Origin of the sequence: Lujinxingia vulgaris, from assembly GCF_007997015.1 — a bacterium.
In the GTDB taxonomy this organism is placed as follows: domain Bacteria; phylum Myxococcota_A; class Bradymonadia; order Bradymonadales; family Bradymonadaceae; genus Lujinxingia; species Lujinxingia vulgaris.
Genome location: NZ_VOSM01000007.1, coordinates 1 through 12,586 on the forward strand (window position 1 = coordinate 1; position 12,586 = coordinate 12,586).

General features: G+C 63.2%; 8 protein-coding genes. 5 read left to right on the forward strand and 3 right to left on the reverse strand.

All coding sequences use genetic code 11. The features are described 5' to 3' along the window. Positions 1-372: 372 nt before the first annotated feature. The 5 genes from FRC98_RS14010 (at position 373) to FRC98_RS14035 (ending at position 9,447) form a co-directional block, all read left to right on the forward strand. Positions 373-2,733, forward strand: a complete 2,361-nt coding sequence (locus tag FRC98_RS14010; RefSeq protein WP_146982066.1) for a DNA gyrase/topoisomerase IV subunit A — start codon at positions 373-375, stop codon at positions 2,731-2,733. A gap of 354 nt (positions 2,734-3,087) precedes the next feature. Beyond that, positions 3,088-5,247 carry a lamin tail domain-containing protein gene (locus FRC98_RS14015; RefSeq protein ID WP_146982067.1) on the forward strand — a complete coding sequence of 720 codons (2,160 nt, stop codon included), beginning with the start codon at positions 3,088-3,090 and terminating at the stop codon, positions 5,245-5,247. Between the two features lie 656 nt (positions 5,248-5,903). Beyond that, positions 5,904-6,335: a hypothetical protein gene (locus FRC98_RS21595; RefSeq protein WP_230467617.1), complete on the forward strand. Its 432-nt coding sequence runs from the start codon at positions 5,904-5,906 to the stop codon at positions 6,333-6,335. Positions 6,336-6,463: 128 nt separating this feature from the next. Next, on the forward strand, positions 6,464-7,012 hold the full coding sequence (gene mog, locus FRC98_RS14030) for a molybdopterin adenylyltransferase (protein WP_230467618.1): 549 nt from the start codon (positions 6,464-6,466) through the stop codon (positions 7,010-7,012). After that, positions 7,009-9,447 carry a DEAD/DEAH box helicase gene (locus tag FRC98_RS14035; RefSeq protein WP_146982071.1) on the forward strand — a complete coding sequence of 813 codons (2,439 nt, stop codon included), beginning with the start codon at positions 7,009-7,011 and terminating at the stop codon, positions 9,445-9,447. The genes mog and FRC98_RS14035 overlap by 4 nt, the downstream gene beginning before the upstream one ends. 127 nt (positions 9,448-9,574) lie before the next feature. On the opposite strand, the gene clpP is transcribed toward FRC98_RS14035, so the two are convergent. The 3 genes from clpP to FRC98_RS14050 all read right to left on the reverse strand — a co-directional run bounded on the left by clpP (position 9,575) and on the right by FRC98_RS14050 (position 12,393). Then, positions 9,575-10,195 (reverse strand): ATP-dependent Clp endopeptidase proteolytic subunit ClpP, encoded by a 621-nt coding sequence (clpP, locus tag FRC98_RS14040; protein WP_146982072.1) that lies wholly within the window; start codon positions 10,193-10,195, stop codon positions 9,575-9,577. Between the two features lie 130 nt (positions 10,196-10,325). Continuing rightward, positions 10,326-11,294 (reverse strand): Smr/MutS family protein, encoded by a 969-nt coding sequence (locus FRC98_RS14045; protein WP_146982073.1) that lies wholly within the window; start codon positions 11,292-11,294, stop codon positions 10,326-10,328. A gap of 37 nt (positions 11,295-11,331) precedes the next feature. After that, complete coding sequence (locus FRC98_RS14050; RefSeq protein WP_146982074.1) at positions 11,332-12,393, reverse strand: DUF4352 domain-containing protein; 1,062 nt, start codon at positions 12,391-12,393, stop codon at positions 11,332-11,334. Between the last annotated feature and the right edge of the window lie 193 nt (positions 12,394-12,586).

Genomic DNA, 12,586 nt, shown 5'->3' on the forward strand with positions numbered 1-12,586 from the left:
TATCCCATCGTACAACCCTTATATCGCCCCACGAAGTTCACGTTTGGTTGAGGCGACAACTATCCTGACAGAGGGGGTTGGCACGTTTGTGATGAACGTGTTCACGGGTGAACGTCTTGATCACCGCGTAGTTTGTGGCTTTTGAGCGACCGTCGGTCGTTGTGTAGGTGACCCACGGTCATCGTGCGGGTGACCGTGGGTCGGTGGTTGTATGACCGTCGGTGGGGTTTGAGTGTTCGCCGGCCCTGCGGTTGTCAGCATGCCCTCGCGATGATAACACTCGCGCCCCGGGCCGATGCGCCCGAATCCGTGGAAGTCGTGGTATTACAAGGGGATGAGGCCCTTTTGGGCCCCCTGGCGAGACGAGATACGATGCCGACCCAGCCTACCGATGTGGCGCTGCATAAAACAGCGCAAGAGCGCTACCTGAACTACGCGATGAGCGTGATCACCAGCCGCGCGCTCCCCGATGTGCGCGACGGCTTAAAGCCGGTGCAGCGACGTATTCTCTACGCGATGTACGCCAACCTGCGCCTGACCCACGACGCCAAATACCGCAAGAGCGCGGCCATCGTCGGTGAGGTCATGGGGAAGTACCACCCCCACGGCGACCAGTCGATCTATGACGCGATGGTGCGTATGGCGCAGGACTTCTCGCTGCGCTACCCGCTGGTCGATGGTCACGGCAACTTCGGTTCGGTCGACGGCGATAGCGCCGCGGCGATGCGTTATACCGAGGCGCGCATGATGCCGCTGGCCTCGGAGCTGCTCGACGAGATCAAGAAGCAGACGGTGGCCTTTCGCCCCAACTACGACGGCACCGTCCAGGAGCCGGTGGTGCTCCCGGCCCAGGTGCCCAACCTGCTCATCAACGGTGCCACGGGCATTGCCGTAGGCATGGCTACAAACATCCCGCCGCATAACCTGGGGGAGGTGGTCGACGCGCTCATCGCCATGATCGATCGCCCCGAGATCTCCATCGACGAGATGGTCGGGGCCATTGTCAAAGGCCCGGATTTTCCCACCGGCGGGGTGCTCCTCAACGATGAGGAGGAGCTGCGCGAGATCTACCACAACGGCAGCGGCACGCTGATCACCCGCGCCCAGTGGGAGATCGAGCGCGACGGGCAGCGCCGCTACATCGTCGTCACCTCGATCCCGTATTACGTCAACAAGGCGACACTCATCGAGAAGATCGCCGAGCATATCATTCAGGAAAAGCTCCCGCAGGTGGTCGATGTTCGTGACGAGTCCACCAACGATGTGCGGGTGGTCATGGAACTCAAACGCGGCGCCGATGCCGACGTGGCCATGGCGTACCTCTTTAAGCACACCCCGCTCGAGGATCGTTTTCACGTAAACCTGACCTGCCTTGTGCCCTCGGAGAACCCCGATGTGGCACAGCCGGCCCGGGTCGACCTGAAGATGATGCTGCGCTACTTCCTGGACTTCCGCATGGAGGTCGTGACCCGGCGCATCCGCTTTGAGCTTGAACAACTCCTGCGTCGCATTCACATCCTGGAGGGCTTTGAGACGATCTTCGGCGATCTCGATGAGGCCATCCGCCTGATTCGCGCTTCCGAAGGAAAGGCGGACGCCGCCCAGAAGTTGATGGCCCATTTCGGCATCGACGCCGAGCAGACCGAAGCCATTCTCGAGACCAAGCTCTACCGTCTGGCCAAGCTGGAGATCGAGCTTATCCGCGCCGAGCTTGCCGAGAAGCGCGCCCAGGCCGCCAAACTGCAGGGCCTGCTCGACGATGAGGGTAAGCGCTGGAAGGTGGTTCGTGGCGAGCTGGTAGCCATCCGCGGGGCCTACGGCGATGTGCGCCGTACCCTGGTCGACGCGCCTGTCAAAGAGCTTGAATACTCCGAAGAGGCCTACATCATCGCCGAGCAGTGCTGGGTGATGGTCTCGCGTGAGGGTCGTATCAAGCGTCAGAAGTCCTACACCGACCTCTCCACCATTCGCGTCCGCGAGGGTGATCAGATGGGCTGGGTGCTGCCGGGGAGCACCCGCGACACGGTGATCTTCTTCACCAACATGGGCCGCGGTTACACCATGCGCATCGACGATGTGCCGGCGACCTCCGGTTACGGCGATCCGGTACAGGCGAGCTTCGATTTTGATGATGGCGAGCGCGTCGTCGGCGTGGTCACAAGTGATAAGCGCATGCTGCGTACGATGGCTCCCGACCAGCCTTCACTCGTCGGCGACGAGGAGAGCGATGAGGGAGATGTCCAGATGGTGGCGATCAGTCGCAGCGGGCAGTCATTGCGCTTCTCGCTTGAGAGCTACACCGATCCTTCTACCGTCAAAGGTCGACTCTTTATGCGCCTGGACAAGGGCGATGAGGTCGTCAACGTCGAGAACTGCGACGGCTCGGAGCTGGTGGCGTTGGCCAGCCGCGATGGCCGCGGGCTGATGTTCCAGGTTCGCGAGATCTCGCACGTGAAGGGGCCGGCCAAGGGCGTGCGCGCCATCGCCCTGGAGGGCAAAGACGCGGTGCTCGACTTTACGCTCTGCCGCGAGCGCCTGGACGGCCTGGAGGTGGAGACCAACCGCGGCGCCCGTGAGATCATTCGGGCTACCAAGGCTCAGTACGCGCCCACATCGCGCGGCAATAAGGGCAAACTCATCATTCAGCGCGGGCACCTCATTCGCTCGCACCGCCCGCCGGTCGAGATCGTGCTCGGCGATGATGATGACGGTGACGGGGGCGAAGAAGAGTAAGCGCGTCCGCGAGCTCCTCACGCCACTACACGTTGAGAAAATAACCTCGCCGCGGGCCGCGGTGGGGTTATTTTTTTGCCGGACGATGCAGGAGATGGGGATGTGGGGAGATGTCGTAAAACGTGGGAAAGGTACGTGTTTTCAACACGTTAATGTGACCCACGGTCACTTGATTAGGTGACCGTGGGTCACTATAGAGGGGGCGCGCAGGGCCCTTAGTCCGCGCTCCGGAAGCCAGAGGTTGCATCCTCGGCGGTGATCGCCGATAAGGCGCCTGCGGCTGCCCCGGGGCGGCGCATATCCGACGCACGATTGGGAAGCAGGTCGACAGCAACGGTTCATAAGGAGTCTGAGATGATGTTGAGACGCAAAACTTTGGCGATGCTCGCTGCACTCTCACTTGCTGCGGGAGCAGCGGCGTGTGGTGATACCGATGATCCCTCTCCCACTCCCCTGCCCGACGCGGGCGAAGATGTGGGGCCCGATGCTGAGCTCGACACCGATCCCGACCCCGATGTGGAAGAGGACGTCGATGTCGATCCCGATCCCGACACCGACGTGGATCCCGATCCGGTCGCGACCCCGACCGCCGGCGACCTGGTGATCACCGAGCTCATGAAGCAGCCCACCGAGGTTGCTGCCTTTGAAGGCCAGTGGGTGGAGCTGCTCAATACCAGCGACGCCGAGCTTGAGCTTGAGGGCTGCGCGCTCGGAAGCTCCTCGCTTGATGAAGCAGTGGTTATCGGTGAGTCGCTTACCGTGGAGTCGGGCGGCTACCTCACCCTTGCCGCCAGCGCCAACGCTGGCTTCGACGCTGACTTCATCCTCGAAGGCCTCGTGCTCGCTGAGGGCGAGGGCTCGGTCTCGCTGGATTGCGACGGCACGACCATCACCGAGGTCGCCTACGACGCCGGTGAGAGCTACCCCTCGGTGGCCGGTGCCAGCTTGAGCCGTGACCCGGCCTTCAACGGCGCCACCGACGACTCCGGCGACTACTGGTGCGCCGCGACCGCCGCCTACAACGGTGCCGACCTGGGTACCCCCGGCGCGGCCAACCCGAGCTGCGGCGAAGCACCTGACGCCAGCGCCGCCATCGCCGACCTGCTGCTCAACGGTCCGGGCGATGATGGCAAGCTCATCGAAGGCGCCACCGTCACCTACGTGCGTCCGCTGGTGGGCGTCGACGCTGCCGGCTTCTTCGTGCAGAGCCGTCCCGAAGGCCCCGCGCTCTTTGTCGCCGTGGCCGAGGGCGAGACGATGCCCGTTGCGGTCAACGATGTGGTCAGCTTCCTGGCCACCTCGGTCGTCTCCAACGGCGGCGCGACCTGGGTCGATGGGTTTGAATCGCTGACCGTCGATGCCTCCAACGGCAATCGCGACGCGCTGGTCACCGACCTGAGCGCCGCCACCGATCTCGTCAGCTCGCTCAACAGCTACACCCACCGCATCGTCAGCGCCTCGATGACGATCAGCGGCGACCTTCTGACCTTCGCCGGTCCCGGCCATCAGGCCTACCCGGTGGCCACCGAAGGACTCGCCGAGGGCGCTCAGCTCCGCATGGCGACTGAACTTCGCCAGGCCTTCGGCCTTGAGCAGGGCTGCGAAGTTGATCTGAGCATGACCCCGCTGTGGCGCTTTGAAGAGACCCCGCAGTTTATGGTCTACGACGCCACCGAGCTTGACGTGAGCGCCTGCCCCGAACTCACCGTGGTCAGCGCGACTTCCACCAGCGCCACGCAGGTCGAACTCGTACTCACCCGCGCGCTCGGCCCGATCCTGGGCGACGGCTCGCAGTTCACCATCGACGGCCTCACCGTCACCGGTGCCGTCGTCGATGGCCCCAAAGTCATCCTGACCACCGAGGAGCAGACCTCGGCCGCCGAGTACACCGTGGAACTCGACGACAGCCTCACCGACATCTTCGGTGCGACGATCGCCGCCGACGCCAGCGCCACCTTCACCGGTTTTGTGGCTCTGGAGCTTGTGATCAGCGAAGTGATGGCGCGCTTCACGGGCGGAAACGGCGACCCGGGTGAGTACATTGAACTCTATAATCCGGGCACCGAAAATTTCGACCTCGGCGGATGCGTCGTGAGTAAAGTAAAAACTGATGGAAGTGGTGCCGGTGACTTTACTATCGAAGAGGGTGTCAGCGTGCCAGCCGGTAGTTACGCACTCTTCGCTTCAAGTGAAGACGCTGGTGCCGCGCTCAGCGAACATGTAGCTCAAGTACTCAGCGGGTTTATTCTCAACAACAATCCAATGGTCTACTCCGTGTCCTGTGCTGGTGAGGTGCTTGATGAACTCACTACCCCCGGCCCCCAGCTGGGTCGCTCCTTCCAGAAGGACACCGATAGCCTGGTGACCCCGAACCCTGCTGGAAGCTACTCCAGTGACGTGTGGTGCTTTACGCCGGGCGCCGAGGGTGATGAGTACGTCGTTCACATCAATACCAACGGCGAAGCCGAGTTGAAATTCGGCACCCCCGGCACGGCCAACCTCGCCTGCGACTGAGTTTTAATCACCGGCGCGCCCAGACGGGCGCGTAAGTGAGGTTGCAAAAAAGCCCCCGCACAGCTTCGGCTGTACGGGGGCTTTTTCATTCAGCTCTCGCGGCCGTCAAAACACTCGTCGCCGACACGGTGCATCGGGGGTGGATGGAAAACCTCAAAAGGGAGAGTGGCGACTATTGTCTGGACAAAAAAAAGCCCCCAGGGGTTGCCTGGGGGCGATGAGCTTCGCCTGGGGGGGAGAAGCGAAGCTCGAAAAAGTGGCCAGCCCGCCTGGGGGGGGAAGCGGGCTGACCGGGGTGCCGAGCGTGCTCACTTAAAGAAGGAGCTGGATCCTTCCGTGAGGGGGGGATCACGTTGAAGGATCGCGCCCGACACAATCCGGAAGATATCTCCGGTGAGGGGGGCGGTCAAGTCTTTTTTGTAATTTTCCACCAAGACTGGATTAAGATTTCCGCATCGAAGTGACCGTGGGTCACGAGAAGTCGCTATTTTCTGCGGGAATCGAGTCTTTGACTGTGGTATGAGCGCCCTGCAAAAAACCTGCGGAAGACGATCTTTTACAACGCTCGGCACAGGCTTCATCCCTTCACCAGCGTCCTTTTGGTGATCGCATCGGGGAGGGAGCGATCGCCCGGGCGTCGAAAACGCGAGATGATGATGAGCGACATCCCTCTAGATCAGCGTGGCTTTGAGAAGGCGTTGAGTGAGCTCGTACGCAACTACCGCGCTACCACCGCTGGCGAGGCCTCCTACCACTCCGATGACAGCGTGCGCTGCCACCATTGCATGTTTACCACCGGCAGCACCGACTGCTCCTTCTGCACCTACTGTCGCGACTGCACAGACTGCACCTACTGCACCCAGTGCACCGAGTGCGAGCACTGCCACCAGTCGAGCTATTGCGTGCGCTCGAAGCGCTGCGCCAACAGCTCCTACCTGATCTTGAGCGAAGACTGCACCGACTGCGTCTTCTGCTTCGGGTGCGTGGGGCTGGTGAAAAAAGAGTTTCACATCCTCAACCAGAAGTTCTCACGCGACCGCTACTTCAAGCTCGTCAAGGAGCTGAAGGCGGCGCTCAAGATCGCCTGATCGCCATCGCCACTTAAATTGAGGGGGGCGAGTTGACATGCTGCTCAGGTGCACAGTATTTCGTCCTGTAAGAAATGGCGCGTGTGAACCCGGGGGCTACCGCTCCTGCGACCAGTGTGGGAGGCGATGTGAGCGACAGTTTGAAAGTCGGTGTGGTGACGGTAAGCGACCGCGCCAGCCGCGGCGATTATGAAGACATCAGCGGTCCGGCCATTGAGGCCTGGCTCACGCGCGCGTTGACCTCCCCATTTGAAGCGCACACGCGCCTGGTGCCCGATGAGCGCGAGCAGATCGGCCAGGCGATTGTCGAGCTCTGCGATGAGGTCGGCTGCCAGCTGGTGCTGACCACCGGCGGCACCGGGCCGGCTGTGCGCGACGTGACCCCGGAGGCTACCCTGGATGTGGCCGACCGGGAGATGCCCGGCTTTGGCGAGCGCATGCGCCAGATAAGCCTCAAGTATGTGCCCACGGCCATCCTCTCGCGTCAGGTGGGCGCGCTTCGCGGCCGCTCGCTCATCATCAACCTGCCCGGCAGCCCGCGCTCCATCGCCGAGATCCTCGATGAACTCTTTGAGGCCATCCCTTACTGCATCGAGCTGATGGACGGCCCGATCATTGAGACCGATCCGGAGGTTGTCGTGGCGTTTCGACCCAAAAAGAAAAAGGCCACCCCGTGAGCACCCGCGATCGCGACGTCATCCGCAGTCAGCAGGGGCAATCGGAGCTTCGTCAGCTTCTGGCCGACTGGCGCACTGGCCGCGACGTGGGCAAGCATTTTACGGCGATCAAACATCTCCCCGCTCGCCAGGCCCAGTACGCCGCGCTCCCCGAGGGGCTCGACCCTCGGGTGGGACAACTTCTTCGCGCGCGCGGCTTTCAGAGCCTCTACAGCCACCAGGCCCGCGCGGTGGAGGCTGCGCTCGGAGGTCGCCACACGGTGGTGGTCACGCCCACGGCCAGCGGTAAAAGTCTCTGCTACAACCTGCCCGTCATCGACAGCCTCTATAAGGGCCACAGCGCGCTCTACCTCTTTCCGACCAAGGCCTTAAGCCAGGATCAGAGTGCCGAACTCAACCAGCTCCTCAAACTCGCCCCGGGCCGCGATCCGATGTGGGAGGGGCAGGTCTACGATGGCGACACCGACCCCGATGTGCGGCGGCGAGTGCGCCGGAACGGTCGCCTGGTGCTGACCAACCCTGATATGTTGCACGCGGCGATCTTGCCGCATCACGACAAATGGGCGCGCTTTTTTAAGGGCCTCAAATACATCGTGGTCGACGAGCTGCACACCTACCGCGGGGTCTTCGGCAGCCATGTGGCCAACGTGCTCTGGCGACTTCGCCGAATCTGTCGCCATTACGGCACCGATCCGATCTTTCTGGCCACCAGCGCCACCATCGCCAACCCCCGGGAGCTCGCCAAAGAGCTTGTGGGCGGGGAGGTTGAGCTTATCGACGAGAGCGGAGCGCCCCAGGCCGAGCGCTACGTGTGTTTTTTGAACCCGCCGATCGTCGACGCCGACAAGATGCGCCGACAGAGCCCGTTGCGCCTGGCCTCGCGCATTGCGACAAAGACCTTAAAGCGCGACTGCCCCACCATCGTCTTTGCACGCAGCCGCCAATCGGTGGAGGTGATGGTCAACAGACTCAAACGTCGACTGGCCGCCGACCGCGACCGTCCGGGGCTGGCCGACCGCGTGGCGAGTTACCGGGGCGGGTATCTGCCCGGGCTGCGACGCTCCATTGAGAGCGGGCTGCGTGAGGGGCATGTCCGCGGCGTGGTCACCACCAATGCGCTTGAGCTGGGTGTGGATATCGGTAGCCTCGATGTCTGTGTTCTGGCCGGCTACCCGGGCACCATCGCCTCGACCTGGCAGCAGATCGGCCGCGCCGGGCGCAGCGGCGGCGTCTCTGTGGCGATCGTGATCGCCGGCGACAACCCCATCGACCAGTTCATCATTCAGAACCCCGATTACTTCTTCGGGCAGTCGCCGGAGGCGGCCCGGGTCGATCCGCAGAACCTGCTCATCGCCGTCGAGCACCTTAAATGCGCCTGCTACGAGTTGGAGTGGCGCGCCGGCGAAGCCTACGGGGGCTTAAGCCCGGCCGACACCGAGGAGGCGCTCGATTTTATGGCCCGCGCCATGGGCGTGGTGCAGCGAAGCGGAGAGCGCTGGACATGGACCTCGCGCACCTATCCGGCCAACCAGGTCAGCCTGCGCAGCACAGCGTCTGAGAACTTCGTGGTCATCGACACCGGCTCGCGGGAGCGCAACGTGCTGGCCGAGGTCGACTTTGAGAGCGCGCACCTGACGCTTTACCCCAACGCCGTCTACCAGATCTCGGGGGAGCCCTACCGGGTGGTGCGCCTCGACTACGACGAGCGCCGCGCCTACGTCGAGCGCAGCGACGACGGCTACTACACCACCGCCATGCATTATGCGGCCACGCATGTGCTCGACGTGTTTAAAGAGCGCGACGCGCCGCGAACCTCCATCGGCTTTGGAGAGGTTCGGGTCACCCAGCGTTTTGTGGGCTTTAAGAAGATCAAGTTCGGCACTGGCGAGAACATCGGTTATGGCGAGCTCAACCTCCCGGAGCTCGACCTGCACACCATGGCGTACTGGCTGCAGCTCAAAGCCGAGGACTTCAAAGACCGCGTGCCCTCAAGCCTGATGGCCGATCAGTGGGTGCGTCTTGTCGAGGGGGTTGGCGAGGTGCTCAAGACCACGGCCAGCCTCAAGATGATGTGCGACTGGCGCGATCTGGAGCTCTGCATCGGCTCGGTGGCCAACGACCAGTGGTGGTCTCAGGGCTTTGGCGGGCTGACCGTGCGCGACGCCTCGGGAGAGGAGCAGGACTTTGAGGCCGGCCAGATCGCGCCCTCGCTCTACGAGCCCCATATCTACCTCTACGACCGCTACCCGGGCGGGGTGGGGCTTGGCGAGGGGCTCTTTGATGAGCACGAGACCTTTATGAGCATGGCCCGCGATCTCGTGCGCAGCTGCCCCTGTGAGGCGGGCTGCCCCTCCTGTGTGGGACCGCCCGGGGAGAGCGCCGCGCCCATCAAAGACTCGGTGGAGACGATCCTTCAGGTGCTCAGCCAGCGCTGAACACGTCCGGCCCCCCGCATCCTGCGCCTAAAGCACGATTAAAAAAAACGACGCCGGGCATCGCGAACCTTAAAAGGGTCGCGACGCCCGGCGTCGGTGTGTTTCATTGATGTGCGTCTCGGCGTTTTTACTTCTTCTCGCCAGCTTCCGCATCACCGAGGGAGCGGGGCTCGACGACCTTGTCGATCAAGCCGTACTCCAGCGCCTCGTGGGCGCTCATGTAGTAGTCGCGGTCGGTGTCTTTCTGGATGCGCTCCATCGACTGGCCGGTCTGCTCGACGAGGATCTCATTGAGGCGCTCGCGAAGGCGCAGGATCTCACGGGCCTGGATCTCAATGTCGGTGGCCTGGCCGCCGATGCCGCCGCGCATCAGGGGCTGGTGAATCAGGATGCGGGAGTTCGGCAGCGCGTAGCGCATGCCTTTTTCGCCGGCGGTCAGAAGCAGCGCGCCCATCGAGGCGGCCTGCCCCATGCAGATTGTCGAGACGCGCGGGCGGATATAACGCATCGTATCGTAGATGGAGAGCCCGGCGGTGACGCTGCCCCCGGGGGAGTTGATGTAGAGGCTGATGTCCTTGTCGGGATCATCGCTCTCCAGGAAGAGGAGCTGGGCGACGATGGCGTTGGCCACGTCGTCGGTGACCGGGGTGCCCAGAAAGACGATGCGGTCTTTGAGCAGGCGACTGTAGATGTCCCAGCCGCGCTCACCGCGGTGGGTCTGCTCGACGACGTAGGGGATAAAACCCATAGCATTGCTCTCGTAATAAGGTTCATTGAGGGGGCGCCAGGCGGCACCAAAATCAGCCGCTGACAATGTGGTCACCGCGGCACAAAATTGCAACCCGCAGCCCGGCGCAATCATTCGCTCAGCGCGGCATTCAGCGTCGTTTTTTGGATCGTTTGCCCCCGCGCGAGCTGCGTTTTTTCCGCTTCTCGGGCGCCTCGATGAGCTCGACGATGAGGCTTCCGTAGTCGCCCTCGGGGGTGCGCTCCGGGGCGTAACCGCGCACGTAGCGCAGCCCGGGGCCTTCGAGCCACTCGAGCACCGCCGGTTTGAGCACCGGGCCATCTTCGGAGCGCAGGCCGCGGCCGTGGATCACGCGCACATAGCGCGGATCGTCGCTCTTCCACCACTGGTGCAGGTAGAGCTCCAGCTGGCGAAGGGCGTCTTCCAGGGTGTCGCCGCGCAGGTTGATTTGCCCTGTGCGCTGGCCGATGGCGACCTGCTGGTAGCGTTTGATCAGCGCGCGCTGGCTGCGCGTCAAAGGCGGAATGTGGCTCAAACCCTCATCGTCGCGGGGGAGCGAGGGGGTGATGAGCCCGTTATTATGTTCGGGCTCCTCGTCGGGATCGTTGGCCCGGCGCAGCTCGCGGTTTTTGCCGTGCTGCGGACGCACGCGCTCATCGCGCTCCAGCGGTTTGGCGCCGGCGACCGCGCGCATAAAGAGGGCGGCGTCGCGAGCCTCAAAGACATGCTGGCGAGCCTCTTCTTCGGCTTGAGGATCAGGATCTTCGTTTTGCGGCGCTCGCTCTGAGCGCGACGGGGCGGAGCTGGCGAGGGGGTCGGGAGGAAGTTCGGCAGACGCCTGCCCCTGATACTTCCCCTGGAAGATGCGCGAGGGATCGAGCTTTTCGACCGCCATCTCAAAGAGCTCTTCGTCGCTCAGCGGCTCTTGCTCGGGCTCGGGCGGCGCTTCAGGCGCTTTGGAGGCCGACTTCTCCGAAGGCTTCGGTGTGCGGTCTTTCGAGGCCCCCGAGCTCCGGCCGGGCTTTAAGTCCAGATCCAGCTTCTTGAGCTGGTCGGCCAGGGGGCCCAGCCCGGATTTGCCTCGTTTTTTGTTACTCACACCTTTTCCTCGGCGCCACACGCCGCTTTTTAGAGACTTACTTCTCGGCCTTCTTCATCTCTTCGGGCACCGCGACCTCGGCGGGCTCAAAGGGGATGGAGACGCGCACCTTGCCGCTACGTGCGAAATGATCGGCCGGAAACTCAAAGGTCAAGCTGCCCGCCTCATCGGGACGCTCAAAGAGCGCGAAGTCCGTCACCGAAGCGCCGGCGGCGATCTCGGTGTCGCGCTCCAGCTGCCCCTCCGCGGTGGTGTTCGAGGGCAGGCGCACCCGATTGAGGCTCGCCACCGCGCTCTGCAGCCGCGCGCCCTGACGACCCGAGAGGTCGCGGTGGCCCGGCTCAAAGCTCACCGCTTCCTCGCCCTGGTTGGTCAGCTTGTAGTCCACGCGCAGCACCGGCTCGGCGCTGTAGCCCTCTTTATCGTTGTTGTCTTTGAGCTTGATGTAGCTCTGTTCAACCGCCGTCACCTCAAAGCTCACACCCTCGAAGTCGATGCTCTGACCGACCTCATAAACCGTGGGGCCTTCGGGCGTAGAGGGCTCATAGGTGAGCGCGAAGAGCACCGGATTTTTGGCGCGGTGCATCGAGGGCGGAAGGCTCAACACCAGGTCGCGCACCGACGCATCCGGCAGCTCAAAGAGGAAGATGTCGCTTACCGACTCCCCGGGCGCCAGCGTGGTGGTCGTGGTGACCTGACCGGGGAGGCTACCTCGATCGAGGTAAACTCCGCTGATCGGCGCCTTGGAGAACTCCGCCAGCGGCGTCTCCGCCGGCGGCGCCGGGTAGAGCAGGGGCGTGGAGCCCTCGGTCATCTGCTGGCTGGCGTGGCTGGGGCTGTAGACGACGTTATCTTCGCCGGCGTTGGTGATCGTCACCGGGATGGTGAGCACCGGTCGCGGGTACTCAATGGTGCTTCCCTGGTCGTCGAGTTCCAGATAGCGCGCGCTGTACTGCCCGGGCTCAAAGGTGACCCCGCCGACGGTCTGGGCCTGGTTGGCCGGACCAATGGTCACGGCCTCTTCACAGGCGGTCAGGCTGACGATGGCGGCGAGGCTGGCGAGCGTCGGGACAAGACGCGATCCCCGAGGGGTGAACATAATGTATGACCTGCGTTTGGGTGGTTGCGCGTGCGCTGTGTCAGACGCGCTCTGGCGCCAAAACGTGGATGCGCGGAGGGTAACAAAGGCCGTTTCGGGCGGTCAACATGCGACGCAGCGCGTCGCGACCACTCTAACCCATCTTTCGCCGGCTGGCTTTCCGCGCGACGTCAAACTTTGTTATACCTGAAGG